This window comes from Sphingomonas faeni (genome assembly GCF_040407565.1).
GTDB lineage: Bacteria > Pseudomonadota > Alphaproteobacteria > Sphingomonadales > Sphingomonadaceae > Sphingomonas > Sphingomonas faeni_F.
In genome coordinates this window covers 96,915-115,392 of sequence record NZ_JAPZPR010000010.1, presented here as the reverse complement: position 1 = coordinate 115,392, position 18,478 = coordinate 96,915, and the positions used below count along the sequence as shown (strand labels likewise).

Here is an 18,478-nt window from a genome sequence, read left to right as displayed (position 1 = left end):
AGACCTCGGGCGGCTGAGCGTGCGCGTCAGTCGGCGGCGTCGAGCACGCGGATGATCCGCCGGTCCGGGATCAGCCACAGCGCGATGACGGATACGTACAGCCCGATCGCGATCCAGCGGCTGACGAACGCCAGCGGCACTGCCAGCGTATAGAGCGCGATGCTCCCCCAGCCCTTCCAGTCCGAGCCGATCGCGCGGGCGACCGCGGAGGTCTTACCGTTGCAGGCGATGATCGCGCGCTCGGTCAGCGTATAGCCGATCGCGGCAAGCCCGAGGACGATCCCGTAGGCGGCAGTCGCACCCGCCGCGAACTGGCTTTCGTCGAGCCAGCGGATCACGAAAGGCACCAGGCTGAGCCAGAACAGCAGGAACAGGTTCGCCCACAACACCCGCCCGTCGATCCGATCGACCGCGTGGAACATGTGGTGGTGATTGTTCCAGTAGAGCCCGACGTTCACGAAGCTCAGCAAATAGGCGAGCAGGACGGGGGCGCTTCCCGCCAAGCCGTGGAGATCGCCGGTCTCGGGCACCTTCAGTTCCAGCACCATGATGGTGATGATGATCGCGACGACGCCGTCGGTGAATGCCTCCAGCCGCCCCGGCCCCATTCGACGTCCGCTCATACTCGCTCCGTGCCGCTGGTGATTGTCGGGGGAAGCGTAGCAGGGCGATGGTCGCGCGTCCCAGCGGCGGCCGTCACCCGCGGAGGAATATGTCGGTTATCCGCAAATTTCGTTTCGGTTCGACAATAATGGTGCAGGATCGGCGCGCATTGACGAGCGGACGCCTGCCTTTTGGGAGCTACGCACATGAAAATCTGGATCGCTTGCCTTGCGACGGTCACGACGATGCTCGCCCCTCTGGCCAGCGCGGACGCCCAGCAGACGCCGCGGCCGACGATCGTGCTCGTGCACGGCGCGTTTGCGGAGTCCGGATCGTGGAACGGCGTGATCGCGCGGCTGCGCGCGGACGGCTATACCGTGATCGCCGCGTCGAACCCGTTACGCGGCGTGGCGAGCGATGCCGCGTCGGTCGCAGGTGTGGTCAACGCGGTGACGACGCCGGTGGTACTGGTCGGGCATTCCTATGGCGGGCCGGTCATCACCGAAGCGGCGGCGCACGCGGGCAACGTCAGGGCGCTGGTCTATGTCGGGGCGTTCGCGCCGGATACCGGCGAGAGCGCGATCGAACTGACCGGCAAGTTTCCCGGTGCCACGCTGGGCGCCGCGCTGGCCCCGCCGGTCGTGCTGCCCGACGGAACCATGGATCTCTATATTCAGCGCGACAAGTTCGCCCACCAGTTCGCCGCCGACGTACCGGCCGAGCAGGCCGCGCTGATGGCCGCGACGCAGCGCCCGGTCGCCGAGGCCGCGCTGAACGAGAAGGCGGTGACGCCGTCGTGGAAGACGATCCCGTCCTGGTTCATCTACGGCAGCGCCGACCTGAACATTCCGCCCGCCGTGCAGGCGTTCATGGCGAAGCGCGCCGGGGCGAGGAAGACCGTCGTCATCGCCGGCGCTTCGCATGTCGTGATGACGTCCAATCCGAAGGCGGTCGCGGCGCTCATCGAAGAGGCCGCCACCGCGCAATAGCCGCGATGCCATACCCGGAAACGATCAGGATATCCCGATGCCAGACATGCTGCGCGAAATCTCCCGGCGAGCCGTCGTCATAGGCGCCGCAACCGCCGCGGCGGCGGCCAGCTTGCTGCCGACCGCCGTGTTCGCCTCCCCCCTTCCCCACCCAGACGGAGTACCGAGAATGAGCAGCGGATTTATCAAGACCAAGGACGGCGTCGACATCTTCTACAAGGACTGGGGTCCGAAGGCCGCGCAGCCGATTGTGTTCCATCATGGCTGGCCGCTGTCGTCGGACGACTGGGACACGCAGATGCTGTTCTTCCTCGCCGAGGGCTACCGCGTCGTCGCGCATGATCGCCGCGGGCATGGCCGATCGTCGCAGGCCGATACCGGCAACGACATGGACCATTATGCCGCCGATGCCTCTGCGGTCGCCGAGCACCTCGACCTGCGGAATGCGGTCCATATCGGCCACTCGACCGGCGGCGGCGAAGTCGCGCGCTACGTCGCGAAATTCGGCCAGCCACAGGGTCGCGTCGCCAAGATGGTGCTGGTCAGCGCGGTGCCGCCGATGATGCTCAAGACCGCGAGCAATCCGGGCGGCCTGCCGATGTCGGTGTTCGATGGCCTGCGCAAGGCGCTCGCCGACAACCGCGCGCAATTCTACCTCGATCTCGCCTCGGGGCCGTTCTACGGCTTCAACCGCCCGACCGAGAAGCTGTCGCAGGGGGTCGTCGACAATTGGTGGCGCCAGGGCATGATGGGCGGCGCGCTCGCGCACTACGACGGGATCGAGGCGTTCTCCGAGACCGACCAAACTGCGGATCTGCAGGCGATCACCGTACCGACGCTCGTCCTGCAGGGCGACGACGACCAGATCGTGCCGTACGAAAACGCCGCGGTGCTGCAGGCCAAGCTGCTGAAGAACGCCACGCTGAAGATCTACAAGGGCTATCCGCACGGGATGCTGACGACGCACGCCGACGTCATCAATCCGGACCTGCTCGCGTTCGTGAAGAGCTGATCGCAGGAAGACTCTGGCGAGAGGGTGGCGGTCGTCGCTCTCTCGCTCAGCGATAGGCGACGCGCGCCGGGATCGTCACTTTTATCTCGGTGCCGGTTTCGGCGTGCATCGCCAGCGTCCCGCCTAGCGCGACGGCGCGTTCGCGCATGCCGATCAGGCCATAATGGCCGGGTCGATGCCCCGCCTCGCGGACCTCGGGCGGGAGGCCGATACCGTCGTCCGACACGCTGACGACGAGCTTGTCGGAGGTCGATCGGATCGCGACGACCAGCCGGTTCGCCCCCGCATGCCGCACCGCGTTGGCGAGCGCCTCTCGCACGATCTGCGCGATCTCGTCAGCGACCGGCGCGCAGACCGGCTGCTGGGTGCCGTCCGCCTCCACAGTCCACGTCAGCGGCGGTGGGACGACGTCCTCGGCGATTGTGGACAGCAATGCGGGCAACGCCACCGGCTCCATGTTTTCGCGCAGGGACCGGACCCGGTCGCGGCCGTCGAGCAGCACGTCGTCGGCGCGCTCCAAAACGGTCTCTAGACTCGTGCGCGCGCGGTCGCCACGCGGCAGCAGTTCGACCACCGACTGGAAGCGCAGCATCAGCCCCTGGAACCCTTGCAACAACGTATCGTGGAGTTCGCGGGCGATCCGCTCGCGCTCCGCCAGCTGGACCTCGAAGCGGCCACGCGTGCGGTCGGCGATCGCGCGGACGCGGCGGCGATAGAGCAGCCATATCAGGATCAGTGCACCCACGATGCACACCACCATGAACGCATAGGTCTGGTAGAACCGCGGCGCGATCGTGAACGTCAGCGTGGCGCCTTCGCGGTTCCAGACGCCGTCGTTGTTGGCGGCGATGACCTGGAACCGGTATGTGCCCGGACCGAGGTTGGTATACAGCGCCTCGCGCGCGGTGCCGGCGTCGATCCAGTCGCGGTCGATCCCCTCGATCCGGTAGCGGAACCGGTTCGCGGTCGCGTTGGTCAGGCTGAGCGCGGTGTAGGCGATCCGGACATGATCGGTCCCGGCCGGAAACGCGGCGGGCTTATTACCGGGGGTCTCCGCGCCACCGGCATCGAGCGACCGGATCTGCACGGTCGGCGGCAACCGGTTTCGCGACAGATGCCGCGGGTCGATCATCGCCAGCCCCTTGTTGGTCGCGAACCACAACCGCCCCGTGGCATCCTGCGCGATGTCGTTCGCCTCGACCATGTTCGAGCGCGCGCGGAAATCTTCCTGATACCCGAACCGCTCGTACGGGATCGGAATCCCGGGATGCGCGAACGCGGCCTCCACAGACGAAGTCGGCATCCGGACGATGCCGTCCGCGCCGATCGTCCAGGTCGATCCATCCGCCGTCTGGAACAGTCCGGTCAGGCCCGCCAGAAACGGATAGGTCCGGTCACGCAACGACTCGAGACGCTTGCCGTCATACCGTGCGAGCCCCTGGTCACCGACGATGAGCAGTCCGTGACCGGTCGGTATCCATGTCGCGGTCCTGCCCGTCACCTGATCCTTGCTGCGCCACAGCAGCGTTTCGACGCCATCGTGCAGCCGGGACACCCCTTGCCCGATCCGTCCGAACACGACGCCCCCCGCCCCGTCCGACCGGACGCGGTGGATCGATCCGGCGGGCGTACCGCTTGGCTTGGCGACCGGCTCCAACCGGCGTCCGACCAGGCGGTAGATCTGTTCGAACCCGGCCCAGAAGACCCCCGCCTTGTCCATCGTGCAGGTGATCGACGTCGGCCCGAGGACCGGCGTCACCTTGGCGAGGCTACCCGCGGGATCCAGATCGAGCAGGTATTTCCCCTGCATGCCGACAACCAGCAGTCGGCGATCGTCGCCACACAATACGCCGATGTCGGGTTGCGGAAAGACGAGCACAGGCACCCCGGACCGGCCGATCCGGTAAACGCCTGAAAGGCCGGCAACGAACAGATTGCGCGAGGACGCGCTGCCCACGAAACCCGACACGATCGCCTTGGTCTGCGCAGGCTGCGCGATATTGCTCGGCGCGAAGCGATCGAGCCCGGATTCCGTCCCGACCCAGATATTGCCCTCGCGATCCTCCAGAAGCGCCGTCGTCAAGGCGGCGGTCAGGCCCTGCTTTTCGGTGAACAGCTCGACCCGGTCGGTTGCCGAAGCGGGCTGAAACGCGGCCGCGGACAGTCGACCGAGCCCCGAATCCTGGCCCGCGATCCAAAGATTACCATCATGGTCGAAGATCATGCGCTCGACGACATAAGGCGTGGTGGCGGTGCCGATCCGATACGCGCGCGCGGTCCGATCAAGCGGCAGGATCTGCGTACCGCTTCGCCGCCAAACGATGCCGTGACGGTCCTGCGCGAGCGACGTCGCGCCAGTGATCGCTACCCCGGTATCCTCGAAGCGATCGCTACCTGGTTTGAGGCGAAGCATCCGCGGCACGAGCGACAGATAGATGCCGCCGGGCGTACTCAGGATATCGCCCGTCTCACTCGCGGGGACGCCCTGCCCGGCGCCGAACGCTGTCCATTTGCCGTCCAGCAGCCGACTGAGAACCAACTTCCCCATCGAATCGCCCGCGACCCAGACCGCTCCGTCCTGCCCCTCGACGATAGTGTTCACCCCGCCGGTCGGTGCCCAGGGATTCGCATCCTTCAGCACGCCGCCGCGAACGACGGAGATACCGCCAAAGTCGTACCCTACCCAGATGTCGCCATTGCGCGCCGCGAGCAGCGCGGTGACCTGCGGCGAGCGATAGCGATCCTGGTCGACGGGCACGATCCGCTCGAAAACGATGCCGTCGAACCGGTACAGCCCGGTCGCGGTCCCGAGCCACAGATAGCCGTCGCGTCCCTGCACGATCGCACGGATGTTGCCGGGGGCACCGTCGCCCAGCGTCCAGCGCGAATGGCGCATCTGCGCGATGCTCCGCGTTGGATCGAGTGCGGAAGCGCTGCCGGCCGCCATAAAACAGCAGAGGATGCCGAGCAGCATGCGCAGTAGGCCACGGACAATCGCTCTGCCGCGCTCGAAGCGTAGAAGGCTGGTTTGCGCAATCAAGCGGAGGACACCTAAGCAGAGCTGATGATGATCGACGTTGCGCTCGCGGAACGAACAAATGCAAGGGCGGATCGCTATGCCTCAGGTCATACGAGATTGGGTCGGGCTACTGGCCGGTACGCGTGCACGCAAATGTCACGATTGTCCAAATTGGGTCAGCCCCGTCCACGATCCTGCGCCAAGCTCGTGATATCAATGACATAGGTCCGCACCGGATCGACGGGAGAACAGGATGCCGCCGATGGACGGTCGGACCGACGACGCGGCGACGATCGGCGTGTGGCGCGGTGTCCGCATCGACGTAGCGCCGCGCGATGCGGTCAGCGTCGAAGTGATGGTCGCCAGCGCGGGCGTCTTCACGCACGAGATCGGCCGGACGCGCCCCGCTGGCGGATTGGGCAATCTCGATACGGCCTTGGGCGGCGCGATCACGCGGTTGCGCGCCGACGGCATTTTTCGCGCGGAAACAGGCGACGTACTGACTTTGTCGGCGCCGGCGCGACCGATCCACGCGACCACCGTGCTCGCGATCGGGCTCGGCGATCCTGTGGCATGGTCGCCCGCGACGATGCGACAGGCGGTGGCGACCGCGACGCGCGAAACGATCCGCATCGACGCGAGCTCGGCGGCGTTCGCGCCGAGCCTGCTCGACAGCGGCCTCGATCCGGACGGCTTGGCCGGCACGCCCGACGCGATGCTTGCCGGGCTGTTCGACGCACTATCCGACGCCGACGCCCGGACGCTGTCGCGCTGGGTGTTCTGCGTCGGCGCGGGACGGTTCGAGACGGTGGTCGAGGTCTTTCGCGCCAGCTTCGACCAGCTCGCCGCGCAGTGACGCCGCGGCCGCTTGCCATGTCCGCCAGTCGCGGCGCAGGGTCGCCGCTATCCTTCCCGCCAGCCCGAGAGCCCGCATTGCCGCCCTCCCCCCGGATCCGCATCATGATCGTCGACGATCATCCCTTCCTGCGCGAAGGCGTGAAGGCGGTGATCGAAACGCAGGAGGATCTGGCGGTGGTCGCGGAGGCCGAGTCCGGCGAACAGGCGCTCGCGCTCTACCCGACGCACCTCCCCGACATAGTCCTCATGGATCTGCAGATGCCGGGGATCGGCGGCGTCGACACGATCGCGGCGATGCGGAGCAACTGGCCGCACGCGCGGATCGTCGTGCTGACCACCTATTCGGGCGATGCGCAGGCGTTGCGCGCGTTGCGTGCAGGGGCCGCCGGCTATCTGCTCAAGAACACGCTGCGCAAGGAACTGCTCGACACGATCCGCTCGGTCCACGCTGGCGGCAAGCATCTGAACGCGCAGGTGGCGTCGAGCATCGCCTTCCACGTGATCGAGGATGCGCTGACCGAGCGCGAGATCGGCGTCCTGTCGCTGGCCGCGTCGGGCAATTCGAACAAGCAGATCGCCGCCAAGCTCGCCGTCTCGGAAGAGACGGTGAAGGGCCATATGAAGCTGATCTTCGCGAAGCTCGGCGCGTCGGACCGCACGCACGCGGTGACGATCGCCGCCAAGCGCGGGATCATCGAACTCTGATCCAGGGCTGTACCGCGCCCCACTAAAGAGGGGGCGATCGCCACCCCGGCCGGGGCGCAGCCGATCGATACACGTCCGTTATGGTCCTCCGCACAGGTTGCGAGGGAGAACAGACGATGATGCACACTGCCCCGACGGCGATGGCCCTGCCCCACGCGTTCGCACCGTCCGTTGCCGCCAGCCTCGTGGCGAATGCGGTCAGCACGCTCGATCACAATCCGCTCGTCGCGCGGCATTATCTGGAGCGGCTCGCGGCGATGTTCGCCGACGATGTCGGGAATGGGTTCGCCGACGATGGCACCAGCAGCCCGCCGCCGAAGGCCAAGCCGGTCAAGGGCGGACTCGCCGCATGGCAAGTGCGTAACGTCGTCCAGCATATCGATACGTATCTGGGATCGACGATCGTGGTCGACGCACTCGCCGAGGTCGCGCGGCTCAGCACCGGGCATTTCTGTCGCGCCTTCAAAGTGACGACGGGCGAGACGCCGCACGCCTTCCTGATCCGCCAGCGCGTCGGCCGCGCGCAGACGCTGATGCTGCAGACTGACGATACGCTCAGCCACATCGCCTACGCCTGCGGGCTGACCGATCAAGCGCATCTGACCCGGCTGTTCCGCCGCGTGGTCGGTGCGACCCCTCTGATCTGGCGCCGCACCTGGCAGGCGCGCTGACCGACCTTTTTCCAACGGGAGACTATCATGACCATTACCGCCACAGCCGCGCCCGGCGCATCGCTGATCTCGCCGACCGATCACACGCTCGTGCTGATCGATTTCCAGTCGCAGATGGCGTTCGCGACCAAGTCGATCGCGACCGAATTGCTGCGTAACAATGCTGCCCTCATCAGCCATGCCGCGGCGGTGTTTGACGTGCCGACAATCCTGACGACGGTCGCGGTCGACAGCTTCTCCGGGCCGATGTTCAGCGAGATCACCGACGCGTTTCCGGGCGAGCCGCTGCTCGACCGCACCTCGATGAACACCTGGGAAGACGCCGCGGTGATCGACGAGGTCAACCGGATCGGCAAGACGCGGATCGTGTTCGCGGGGCTGTGGACGGGCGTGTGCATCGTCGGCCCCATCGCGTCGGCGATCGACCAAGGCTTCGAGGCGTATTTCATCAGCGACGCGTGCGGCGACGTGTCGGTTGAGGCGCATGAGCGCGCAGTGCAGCGGATGATCCAGCTTGGTGCGGTGCCGATGACGTCGGTGCAGTATCTGCTCGAACTGCAGCGCGACTGGGCACGGACCGAAACCTACGACGCGGTCACCGGCGTCGCGCGCAAATTCGCCGGCGCGTACGGGCTCGGCATCACCTACGCCAAGACCATGTTCGGCGCGTCCGAAGGCGGGCATTGATCGCGTGCGGCCGTACCTGATCTCGCTCGCGGCCGGCCTGTTCGTCGGCGTTATCTATGGGCTGCTGAAGGTCCGGTCGCCGGCGCCGCCAACGATCGCGCTGATCGGGCTCGCCGGGATATTGCTCGGCGAGCAGGCGGTGCCGCTCGCGAAGAGCCTGTGGGCCAGCCGCGACAAGGCCGCCGCGATCCGGGCGGCCTGCACCGATCACGTGTTCGGGATGCTGCCCGGCCATCACCACGACGATGCGGCGTGATCGCCCCGTGATCCTTGACCGCCGCACGACCATCCTCGGCGGGGCAGCGGCGACGCTGGCCCCGCTGCTAGCCGGCAACCGGAGACCGACCATGTCCGACCTGACCCTCGTCAACGCGAAGGTGACGACGCTCGACCGCGAGAACCCCGAGGCACAGGCGATCGCGATCCGCGACGGCACCTTCCTCGCGGTAGGCTCCGAACAGGAGGTGCGCGCGGCGGCTCCACAAGCCACCGTGATCGACGCGGGCGGGCGGCGCGTCATCCCCGGCCTGATCGACAGCCACATGCACATCATCCGCGGCGGGTTGAACTATAACCTTGAACTCCGCTGGGACGGCGTGCCGAGCCTCGCCGACGCGATGGCGATGCTCAAGCGCCAGGTCGACAACACCCCCGCCCCGCAATGGGTGCGCGTCGTCGGCGGCTTCACCGAACACCAGTTCGCCGAGAAGCGCCTGCCGACGATCGCCGAACTGAACGCGGTCGCACCCGATACGCCGGTGTTCATCCTGCATCTGTACGACCGCGCGCTGCTTAACGCGGCGGCGTTGCGTGTCGTCGGTTACGGAAAAGACACGCCCAACCCGCCCGGCGGCGAGATCGTCCGCGATGCGGCGGGCAACCCGACCGGGCTGCTGCTCGCGCATCCCAATGCGATGATCCTCTATTCGACGCTCGCCAAGGGCCCGAAACTGCCGCCTGAATATCAGCTCAATTCCACCCGACACTTCATGCGCGAGATGAATTCGCTCGGGGTCACCGGCGTGATCGATGCCGGGGGCGGCTTCCAGAACTATCCCGACGACTATGCGATCATTGAGAAGCTGCACGCCGACGACCAGTTGACGTTGCGGATCAGCTACAACCTGTTCACGCAGAAGCCGAAGGAGGAGCTCGCCGACTTCAAGGGCTGGGTGAAGCAGGTCACGCCCGGCCAGGGCGACGACAAGTACCGTCACAACGGCGCCGGCGAGATGCTCGTCTATTCCGCCGCCGACTTCGAGGATTTCCGCGTCGAGCGCCCCGACATGCCGCCGAGCATGGAAAGCGATCTCGAACCCGTCATCCGCCTGCTCGCCGAGTATAAATGGCCATGGCGCCTGCACGCGACCTACGACCAGACGATCGGCCGCGCGCTCGACGTGTACGAGAAGGTGGCGAAGGACATTCCGTTCGACGGGATCAACTGGTTCTTCGATCACGCCGAGACGATCACCGACCGCAACATCGACCGGATCGCAGCGCTCGGCGGCGGCATCGCGGTCCAGCACCGCATGGCTTACCAAGGCGAGTATTTCGTCGAACGCTACGGCGCCAAGGCCGCCGAGCGGACGCCGCCGATCGCGAAGATGCTCGCCGCCGGAATCCATGTCGGTGCCGGCACCGACGCGACGCGGGTCGCCAGCTACAACCCGTGGGTATCGCTCAACTGGCTGGTCACCGGCAGGACGGTCGGCGGTCTCGGGCTCTATCCCGGCGCGAACCGGGTCAGCCGCGAAAAGGCGCTGGCGATGTGGACGCATGAGAACACCTGGTTCTCGAACGAGGTCGGCAAGAAAGGCCGGATCAAGGCGGGGCAACTCGCCGATCTGGCAGTCCTGTCGGGCGATTATCTGACCGTCCCCGAAACCGACATCCCGCACCTTCGCTCGGTCCTGACCTTGCTCGGCGGCAAAGTGGTGTTCGGCGAAGGCGACTATGCGCCGCTCGCGCCCTCGCTGCCCAAACCGATGCCCGACTGGTCGCCGGTCGCGACGTTCGGCGGCTACCACCGGACGCCCGAAGCCTCGGCGAAACTTTCCGCCGCATGCGGATGCGCGAGCGGCTGCTCGGTCCACGGCCACGACCATGCCGCCGCCCTCGGCCGCGATGTGCCGGTTGCCGACGTCCAGAGCTTCTGGGGCGCGTTCGGCTGCGGCTGCTGGGCGGTCTGATCATGAAGGGGAGAAAGACGATGAAGCGTTTCGCCATGCTGTTCGCCGCCGCGCTGATCGGGGCGGCGCCGTCGATGCCATCGATCGCCCGAGAGGCGCCCGCGGCCGGGTACGCGGTCGGCGCGCAATACGACACCACGCACGTCTATGTGGCGCCGGAGGATTTCGACCGGTTCGTCGCGAGCTTCGTCGCGACGTTCGGCGGCACGACCAGCAAGCAGGGCGTGTTCCAGGTCACACCGACGCCCAGCCAGACGCTGTCGCAACTGATCCTGACGCCCGCCGGCACGGTCTCGGTGTTCGGCTTCAAGACACCGATCCCCTCCCCGTTCGGGCAGGAACGCACCGGCTATCTGGTGCGCGATCTGGACGCCGCCGTCGCCGCCGCGATGAAGCATGGCGCGACCCGGCTGGTGACGAGCTTCCCCGATCCGATCGGCCGCGATGCGCTGGTGCAGTGGCCGGGCGGCGTGAACATGCAGCTCTATTGGCACACCGCGACGCCGCATTATGCCGCGCTCGCGACGGTGCCCGAGAACCGCGTCTATCTCACGCCGGATGCTGCCGATGCGTTCGTGAAAAGCTGGCTCGGCTTCTCCAGAGGCCGCATCGTGTCCGATGAAAAGGCCACACCGGGCGCCGCGATCGGCCAGCCCGGCAAGACCTACCGCCGCATCCGCATCACGTCGGGCTACGGCAGGATGGTGGTCATCGTCTCGGACGGCCAGCTCCCCTGGCCCTACGCCCGCGACACCACCGGCTATGCAGTGACCGACCTCGGCGCGACGCTGGCCAGGGCGAACGCCGCGGGTGCCGAGGTCCTCGTCCCAGCGCAGGCCGACGGCGATCGGCAGACCGCGATCGTGCGCTTCCCCGGCGGCTATATCGCCGAGATTCACAGCGGCGCGGCGCGCTAGGCCGATGCGAACGTCCGCCCCCCGTTTCGTCGACGCGATCCTCGACTGGCGCTGGACCGCGACACTCGCCCGCCTCGCCTTGGTCAGCGCCTATCTTCTCGGTGGCATCGTCAAACTCGCCGAGTGGCCGGCAGCGGTCGCCGAGCAGGCGCATTTCGGCCTGCACCCTGCCGCGGTCTGGGCGGCGCTAACGATCGCGGTCGAATTGGTCGGGCCGATTTTGATCCTCTCGGGCCGGTTGGCGTGGTTGGGCGCGGGGATGCTCGGCGTCTTCACGCTGCTCGCGGCGATCACCGCGAATGCATTCTGGGGAATGCCGGCCGGACAAGCGCGGTTCATGGCGACCAACGCGTTCTTCGAGCATCTCGGGCTGATCGGCGGCTTCGCGCTCCTCGCGCTCCTCGACCGGGCACGACGTGCATAAATGGAGCCTGGTCCTGGCGCTGGCGGCTGCCCCGGCCGCAGCGCAGGACCGTGAGGCATGGCAGCCGCCGACGCTCACGACCACGCGCTACGACGAGACCTGGTCGACGCTCGCCGATCCGGCACCGCGCACCGGCCGCTGGACCGAGCGGTTCAAATATATCCCGCTCGGTGACGAGGACTATCTCACCACGGGCGTGGAAGTCCGCCTGCGCAACGAGGCGTATCGCGCAAAGCAGTGGGGCGGCGGCGATGCACCCGACGACGGCTATCTATGGATGCGGACGATGCCCTATGCCGATCTCCATGTCGGCCGCGTCCGCGGCTTCGTGCAGCCGATCGCCGCCTACGCCGCCGGGGTGGCGCCGTCCGCAGGCCCGATCGATCAGACCCGTTTCGACCTGCTCCAGGGGTTTGTCGACGTCCGGCTGGGCGATGCGGAAACGGGGTCGTTCGACGGCGCCGGCGTCACCGTCCGTGCTGGCCGCCAGATGCTGTCGTTCGGCACCGAGCGGCTGGTCGGTACGCGCTACGGCCCCAACGTGCCACTCGCGTTCGATGGAGTCCGCGCGCTAGCGACCATCGGTGGCGCCACCGTCACCCTGCTCGCGCTGAGGCCGGTCCAGCCCGGCCTCGGCACACTCGACGATCGCACGTCGCGGACGAAGTCGCTCTGGGGCGTGTATGTAACGCAGCCCGGTCTGGATCTCTATTACCTCGGCTACCGCAACACCGCGGCGCGTTTCGGCACGCGTACCGGCCGCGAGCGTCGTCACAGCATAGGCGCGCGCACGTTTGGCACCGCGGCCGACTGGCATTGGAACGTCGAGGGCGTCGCGCAGTTCGGCCGCTTCGCCGGTGGAGCGATCGCTGCCTGGACGCTCGGCACCGAACTCGGCCGTCGCTTTCCGACCGCAAGGCTCGCGCCCGATGCGGTCGTGCGCGTCAACATCGTCAGCGGCGACTCTCATCCAGGCGACGATCGCCTCGGGACGTTCAACGCGCTGTTCCCCAAGGGCAAGTATTTCGGCGAACTGTCCCCCGTCGGCCCCTACAACATCGTCAGCGTCAACCCGCGCGTCGCGGCTGCACTCGGCAAGACCGTGTCCGCAAGCCTCTCGGCGATGGCCTATTGGCGCTATTCCCGCAGCGACGGCGTCTACGATATTCCCGGCACCCTGGTCCGCGCGGCCGGCACCTCCCGCGCGCGCTTCATCGGCAAGGAAGCCGAAGCGACTTTGGCCTGGCAAGCGACGCCCGAACTCGAACTCTCGGCCTCGCTCTCCGCCTTCGCCCCAGGTCGGTTCATCCGCGACACGGGCAGGGCCCGAACGATCGCGATGCTCGGCACCGAGGCCAATTTCCGTTTCTAGAGGAGCTCCGATGACGATCGATCCGGCACCACCGCGCGACCCCCGAGTCCCCCTGCTCCTGCTGTTGTCGGTCACGACCGGCCTGGTCGACGCCGCGAGCGTGCTTGGGCTTGGCAAGGTGTTCACCGCGAACATGACCGGCAACATCGTGTTCCTCGGGTTCGCGGCCTCGGGGGTGCCGGGCTTCAAGATTGCACCGTTCGCGCTGGCGCTCGCCAGCTTCATGATCGGCGCGACCATCGCCGGACGGCTGGCGCGCAGCAGTGGCGACGGGTCGGAACGACGCTGGTTGATCATGTCGGCGATCATGGAAACGATCCTGCTCTGGGCGGCCGCCGCCGTCGCGCTGGGGTTCGACGTCGCCACCCAGTCGCCGGAGCCCCGGTTGTTCGCGATCATCGTGCTTACCGGCATCGCAATGGGCTATCGCAACGCGACCATCCGCCACTTGAAGGTCGCCGATCTGACGACCACCGTGCTGACGCTGACGCTGACCGGCCTCGGCGCCGATTCCAGCGCGGCGATGGGCGCCAACACCAACTGGCGACGACGGACGGGCGCGGTCGCCGCAGTCTTCTCGGGAGCGGCGGTCGGTGCGTATCTTCTCGCGCATGTCGGCCTGTTTGCGCCCCTGGCCTTGGCCGGCGCGCTGGTGCTGTCCGCCACGCTCGTGCACGTTCTGCGCGTCAGATAGGACTTCGGCCGCGAAACGCTCGAACCCATCCATAGCGGAAAACCGGTGGGTGAGACTGGTAAACCGCCACGAGATGCGCTCCGCTTACCACACGCGGGTGAGCGCCCGTCCCGAAGCGATCGATGCCAACGCGAAAACCGCAACGGCCGCCCACACGGCGACATCACCCCGCCGCTTCCGCCAGAATGGAGCGGCCGATCGCTGACGAAACGCCTCCGACGCATCGGGACAAGATCGTTCGCATGCGCTCCGGGTCGCGAACACCGTTGGCGTGGGCGCGATGCTGCGATACCGCGGCGGTGCACGCGAGCAACGAGGTTTTCAAATGGCAGCCACCGTAATCACTCCAAGCGGCCCCGGTGCCATGGAAGCAGGCCTGATCCTCGACGAGGACGGACAGCGCTTCGTCGTCCTGACCTTCAAGGAGCCGCAGGGCGAACCGACCTTGGTCACCTTCACGGTTCCGATCTTCCAGAACTATGTCGAGCATCTGGTGCGCACCGCCGCCGCCGCCAACGAGGAAGCGAACTGGGGCGTCCCCGGCTGACGGTCAGGCTGACCGGCAGCATTTGCGCGGTCACGCCGCGATCTGGCGGACCGGCGTGGCGGTGGCTTTCGCCCTGCACCCGCCGTTAGTGAACTTCGCCGGGCGGTTTGACGGGAAGCAGCAGCGGGGCGACGGGGACTCCCTCGTCGACCAGAGCCCTTGCCTCGGCAAGGCTGGCCTGGCCGTGGATCGTGACGTGCGCCTCGTCGCCCTGATGCATAGCCCGCGCGCGATCGGCGAACGCGGTACCGACCCATTCCGAGGATTCGAGCGCCTTGGCCTGCCGCGTCGCCAGCATGGTCATCGCCGCCTTGATCGCCGCGGGACTCGGCGCGGGCGGTTTGCGATTGCCCTTGGTCGGGATCGATGGCGCCATGAGCGCCTTGGTCACGGTGTCATCGTCACATACCGGGCATCGCACCAGCCCGGTCGCGCGCTGCTCCTCATAGGCGCCGCTCGACGCGAACCATGCCTCGAACACGTGACCCGCACCGCATTTGAGGTCGAAGACGATCACGGAACCATGGTCGCAGTCGGGATGGCGCGACGATGCGCGATCACCGGGATGCGCGCACGGACATCGGCGACGCGCGCCTGATCGATCTCTGCAAACGCCAGGCCATCTTCCTCGCCCATGTCGAGGATCACCTCGCCCCAGGGATCGACGACCAGCGAATGGCCATAGGTGGCGCGTCCATCGGCGTGGACGCCGGTCTGGGCCGCAGCGACCACGAAGGCGGCGGATTCGATCGCGCGGGCGCGCAACAGGACGTGCCAATGCGCCGCACCGGTCGGCTGCGTGAAGGCGGCCGGCATCGACAGAATGGTCGCACCAGCCGCAGTCAGGGCATTGTACAGTTCCGCGAACCGCAGATCGTAGCAGATCGAGGGTCCCAGCCGTCCCACGGGCGTCTCCACGACGATCGCCGCATCGCCGCCGGCATAGGCGGCGGACTCACGCCAACTTTCGCCGGTGGGAAGATCGACGTCGAACAGATGGATCTTGTCGTACCGTGCGCGGATTGCGCCCTGTCCGTCGATCACGAAACCGCGATTGGCGAACAGGCCGTCGGGTCGTCGCACGGCAAGCGACCCAAGATGGACCCAGATGCTGGCGTCCGCCGCGGCCGCACGGACGGCGGCGAGTACCGGATCCTCGTCTTCCGCGACGATCGATCGCCCGGCGCGTGTGCGATCACGGTCGATCAGTCCGGACATTTCGGGCGTGAACAGCATCGTCGCCCCCGCCCGGCCCGTTTCGCCGATCGCATCGACCAGCGTCGCGGCGTTGACGGCGGGATCGATCCCGCTCGTCATCTGCAGGACGCCGATCGTCGCCATCAGGCGAGCAGCGGGTCGAGACCACCCCTGGCGTCGAGCGCGGCCAGATCGTCCGACCCGCCGATATGCTTACCGTCGATGAACACTTGCGGCATCGTCGTGCGGCCCCCCGATCGCTCGACCATCTCGGCCTTTTTCGGGCCGCCCATGGTGACGTCGAACTGCTCGGGCTCCACGCCCTTGGAGGCGAGCAGCTTGAGCGCCCGGGTACAATAGGGGCAGAACGCCTTGGTATAGATTTCTATTTTTGCCATGGGGCGGGAAATGTGGTGTCGGTCCGCGCTTGTCAATCGTCCGCCGTCGAGGAAAGGACGCGCGCCCAGCACAGGATCGTGACCGAATGCGCGCCCGCTCTCAGCAGCGTCCGCGTGCAGGCGTCGGCAGTTGCACCGCTGGTATAGACGTCGTCGACCAATGCAATCGTGCGGCCACGCACGCGATCGGGCACCCCCACCGCGAACGCTCCGGCGACCGCCGTCGCTCGCTGGCGCCCTCCTAGTCCCCGCAGCAGGATCGTGCGGCGCCGACGCACCAGGACATCGCGGTCGTGGCGTACGCCGGAGAGCCTCGCGACGGCGTCCGCGATCAGCGCGGCCTGGTTGAAGCCGCGCGACCAGAGACGCCAACGATGCAGCGGCACCGGGACCAGCAGATCGATCTTCTTCGGCAACTGCCGGAGCATCTGGCGGGCCATCGTCTCGGCAAACGCGATCCGGCCGCCATATTTCAGCCGCAGCGCCAGATCGCGCGCGACCGGACCATAGGCCACCGCCGCCCGTACACCGGCATGGCGGGGTGGCTCGGCCATGCATGCGGCGCACACCGCAGTCTCGCCGCGATCGAACGCGAAAGGACGGTTGCAGGCGGCACACCATGGCGGCCCCAGGAACCGCAACCCGGCCCAGCAGACCGCGCAGAAGCGATGATCCTCGGCGACCGGCAGTCCGCATCCGGCACAGCGTGGCGGCAGGGCCAAGCCGATCAAGCGACGGATCGGCGCGACTGGCATCATCGTTCCCCCTTGACGCCGATTGCGGCCCCACCGGCCCGCGACGCCACGGCGCCCGCATCACGGACCTTGTCGGGGACGCGCGACCGCGGCACAAGCGCGACCGTGTCCGATACCGCCCCAGAGATTTTCGACCGCTCCGCCCGCCGCCATCGCCGCGACCGCGCGGCGCGCGACTATGCCGAGCATGATTTCCTCCGCGCGACGATGCTCGACGGGATCGCCGAGCGGCTCGACGCGGTCACGCGCGGTTTCACCGACATCCTCGATCTCGGCTGTTTCGATGGCGCGTTCGCTGCCCCGCCGGGCGCGCGCGTGGCTCGCTGCGATGCCGGGTTTGCCTTTGCGTCCGGACAGGCCGGCGTGCAGGCAGACGAGGACCGGCTGCCGTTCGCCGACGGGTCTTTCGATCTCGTGGTCAGCGCCGGCGTGCTCGATCAGGTCGACGACCTGCCCGGAGCGCTGTCGCTGATCCGCCGCGTGTTGCGACCCGACGGCCTGTTCCTCGGGGCGTTCGTCGGTGCCGGCAGCCTGCCAGCGTTGCGCAGCGCGCTGCGCATCGCCGAACGCGATCGCCCCGCCGCGCGCTTGCACCCGCAGATCGACGTCCGGTCCGCAGGCGATCTGCTGATGCGGGCCGGGTTCGCCTTGCCGGTCGCGGACGTGGAAACCCTCGACGTCGGCTACCGCGATCTCGGGCGGCTGTTCGGCGATCTGCGCGGCATGGCGGCCAGCAACATGCTCGCGCAGCGACAGGTCTTGACCAAGGATGTCCTGGCCCGAACGATCGCCGCCTTCGCCGACGCAGCCGACCCACGCGGTCGCACGCACGAAACCTTCCAGATCGTCTTCCTCACCGGATGGTCGCCCGATCCGTCGCAACCCAAGCCCGCCCGCCGCGGTAGCGCGACCGCGTCGTTGGGCGACGCCCTGAAACGCTGAGGCTCGACCGCCGGTCGAACCGCCGACTTACGCCGACGATCCGACCCTTAGCCGATCATACCCTCGCCGGCGGCGCCGCGGGCGAGGATCGCTCCCATCGCCTCGAACAGCGCATCCATCGCGACCGGTTTGAAGATCACATCGTCGGCGCCCGCAGCCAGGCAGCGTTCGCGCAGATCGGGCGCGATGTCCGCCGTCACGACGATGATCGGCACGCTGGCCTTCGCATCGCCGCGTGCGCGGATATGTTCGATCGCGGTGATCCCGTCCATGCCAGGCATACGCAGGTCAACGAGAACGATCGCGAACTCCTGCCCGTCGAGAATTTCCAGACCGCGTTCGGCGCTCTCCGCCTCGACCATGCTCGCGCCGGCGACATCGAGCATGTCCCTGACAACACGGCGATTCATCCGGTCATCTTCGATGAACAGGACGTTCACGGATGCCTCCGCGATAGTTCAACGAACGGAGGAAAACGAAAGGGCATTCCGCAGCA

General features: G+C 67.4%; 21 protein-coding genes. 14 read left to right on the top strand and 7 right to left on the bottom strand.

The features are described from left to right. Positions 1-26: 26 nt before the first annotated feature. Positions 27-623 carry a TMEM175 family protein gene (locus O6Y00_RS18845; RefSeq protein ID WP_353444099.1) on the bottom strand — a complete coding sequence of 199 codons (597 nt, stop codon included), beginning with the start codon at positions 621-623 and terminating at the stop codon, positions 27-29. Positions 624-809: 186 nt separating this feature from the next. Between O6Y00_RS18845 and O6Y00_RS18840 the strand changes: the two genes are divergently transcribed. Next, positions 810-1,592, top strand: a complete 783-nt coding sequence (locus O6Y00_RS18840) for an alpha/beta fold hydrolase (protein ID WP_353444098.1) — start codon at positions 810-812, stop codon at positions 1,590-1,592. Positions 1,593-1,761: 169 nt separating this feature from the next. After that, positions 1,762-2,604 (top strand): alpha/beta fold hydrolase, encoded by an 843-nt coding sequence (locus O6Y00_RS18835; protein WP_353444097.1) that lies wholly within the window; start codon positions 1,762-1,764, stop codon positions 2,602-2,604. Between the two features lie 46 nt (positions 2,605-2,650). On the opposite strand, the gene O6Y00_RS18830 is transcribed toward O6Y00_RS18835, so the two are convergent. Continuing rightward, positions 2,651-5,578 (bottom strand): sensor histidine kinase, encoded by a 2,928-nt coding sequence (locus O6Y00_RS18830; RefSeq protein ID WP_353444096.1) that lies wholly within the window; start codon positions 5,576-5,578, stop codon positions 2,651-2,653. A 307-nt stretch (positions 5,579-5,885) separates the two neighbouring features. Between O6Y00_RS18830 and O6Y00_RS18825 the strand changes: the two genes are divergently transcribed. From O6Y00_RS18825 to O6Y00_RS18775, 11 genes are all read left to right on the top strand, one after another. Beyond that, positions 5,886-6,479 carry a M17 family peptidase N-terminal domain-containing protein gene (locus O6Y00_RS18825; protein ID WP_353444095.1) on the top strand — a complete coding sequence of 198 codons (594 nt, stop codon included), beginning with the start codon at positions 5,886-5,888 and terminating at the stop codon, positions 6,477-6,479. A 104-nt stretch (positions 6,480-6,583) separates the two neighbouring features. Next, the gene (locus O6Y00_RS18820; protein WP_107955930.1) at positions 6,584-7,186 is read left to right on the top strand and encodes a response regulator; all 603 of its coding nucleotides are present in this window, start codon (positions 6,584-6,586) and stop codon (positions 7,184-7,186) included. A 116-nt stretch (positions 7,187-7,302) separates the two neighbouring features. Continuing rightward, positions 7,303-7,857, top strand: coding sequence for an AraC family transcriptional regulator (locus O6Y00_RS18815; RefSeq protein WP_353444094.1), 555 nt, complete (start codon positions 7,303-7,305; stop codon positions 7,855-7,857). A 27-nt stretch (positions 7,858-7,884) separates the two neighbouring features. Beyond that, positions 7,885-8,544 carry a hydrolase gene (locus O6Y00_RS18810; protein WP_353444093.1) on the top strand — a complete coding sequence of 220 codons (660 nt, stop codon included), beginning with the start codon at positions 7,885-7,887 and terminating at the stop codon, positions 8,542-8,544. 4 nt (positions 8,545-8,548) lie between these two features. Next, positions 8,549-8,800: a XapX domain-containing protein gene (locus O6Y00_RS18805; RefSeq protein WP_353444092.1), complete on the top strand. Its 252-nt coding sequence runs from the start codon at positions 8,549-8,551 to the stop codon at positions 8,798-8,800. Between the two features lie 91 nt (positions 8,801-8,891). After that, on the top strand, positions 8,892-10,736 hold the full coding sequence (locus O6Y00_RS18800) for an amidohydrolase (RefSeq protein ID WP_353444091.1): 1,845 nt from the start codon (positions 8,892-8,894) through the stop codon (positions 10,734-10,736). Between the two features lie 20 nt (positions 10,737-10,756). After that, entirely contained in the window at positions 10,757-11,653 is an 897-nt protein-coding gene (locus tag O6Y00_RS18795) for a glyoxalase (protein WP_353444090.1), read from the top strand. A 4-nt stretch (positions 11,654-11,657) separates the two neighbouring features. Further along, positions 11,658-12,077: a DoxX family protein gene (locus O6Y00_RS18790; protein WP_353444089.1), complete on the top strand. Its 420-nt coding sequence runs from the start codon at positions 11,658-11,660 to the stop codon at positions 12,075-12,077. Continuing rightward, a complete protein-coding gene (locus O6Y00_RS18785; protein ID WP_353444088.1) occupies positions 12,070-13,449 on the top strand; it encodes an alginate export family protein in 1,380 nt (459 codons plus the stop codon). The genes O6Y00_RS18790 and O6Y00_RS18785 overlap by 8 nt, the downstream gene beginning before the upstream one ends. 10 nt (positions 13,450-13,459) lie before the next feature. Next, positions 13,460-14,143 carry a YoaK family protein gene (locus O6Y00_RS18780; RefSeq protein ID WP_353444087.1) on the top strand — a complete coding sequence of 228 codons (684 nt, stop codon included), beginning with the start codon at positions 13,460-13,462 and terminating at the stop codon, positions 14,141-14,143. A gap of 325 nt (positions 14,144-14,468) precedes the next feature. After that, positions 14,469-14,690 (top strand): hypothetical protein, encoded by a 222-nt coding sequence (locus O6Y00_RS18775; RefSeq protein WP_353444086.1) that lies wholly within the window; start codon positions 14,469-14,471, stop codon positions 14,688-14,690. An 85-nt stretch (positions 14,691-14,775) separates the two neighbouring features. Here the strand turns inward: O6Y00_RS18775 and O6Y00_RS18770 are convergent, their stop codons facing one another. From O6Y00_RS18770 to O6Y00_RS18755, 4 genes are read right to left on the bottom strand one after another with little or no spacing between them, the layout of a single operon-like run. Next, positions 14,776-15,207: a DUF1178 family protein gene (locus O6Y00_RS18770; protein WP_353444085.1), complete on the bottom strand. Its 432-nt coding sequence runs from the start codon at positions 15,205-15,207 to the stop codon at positions 14,776-14,778. Beyond that, entirely contained in the window at positions 15,204-16,031 is an 828-nt protein-coding gene (locus tag O6Y00_RS18765; RefSeq protein ID WP_353444084.1) for a carbon-nitrogen hydrolase family protein, read from the bottom strand. Before O6Y00_RS18765 ends, O6Y00_RS18770 begins: the two co-directional genes overlap by 4 nt. Then, a complete protein-coding gene (grxC, locus tag O6Y00_RS18760; RefSeq protein ID WP_353444083.1) occupies positions 16,031-16,285 on the bottom strand; it encodes a glutaredoxin 3 in 255 nt (84 codons plus the stop codon). The genes O6Y00_RS18765 and grxC overlap by 1 nt, the downstream gene beginning before the upstream one ends. Before the next feature lie 32 nt (positions 16,286-16,317). Further along, positions 16,318-17,043, bottom strand: coding sequence for a ComF family protein (locus tag O6Y00_RS18755; RefSeq protein WP_353444082.1), 726 nt, complete (start codon positions 17,041-17,043; stop codon positions 16,318-16,320). A 66-nt stretch (positions 17,044-17,109) separates the two neighbouring features. Here O6Y00_RS18755 and O6Y00_RS18750 point away from each other — a divergent pair, with 66 nt between their 5' ends. After that, positions 17,110-17,982 (top strand): class I SAM-dependent methyltransferase, encoded by an 873-nt coding sequence (locus O6Y00_RS18750; RefSeq protein ID WP_435368650.1) that lies wholly within the window; start codon positions 17,110-17,112, stop codon positions 17,980-17,982. A 47-nt stretch (positions 17,983-18,029) separates the two neighbouring features. On the opposite strand, the gene O6Y00_RS18745 is transcribed toward O6Y00_RS18750, so the two are convergent. After that, positions 18,030-18,422 carry a response regulator gene (locus O6Y00_RS18745; protein WP_353444080.1) on the bottom strand — a complete coding sequence of 131 codons (393 nt, stop codon included), beginning with the start codon at positions 18,420-18,422 and terminating at the stop codon, positions 18,030-18,032. Positions 18,423-18,478: the final 56 nt, after the last annotated feature.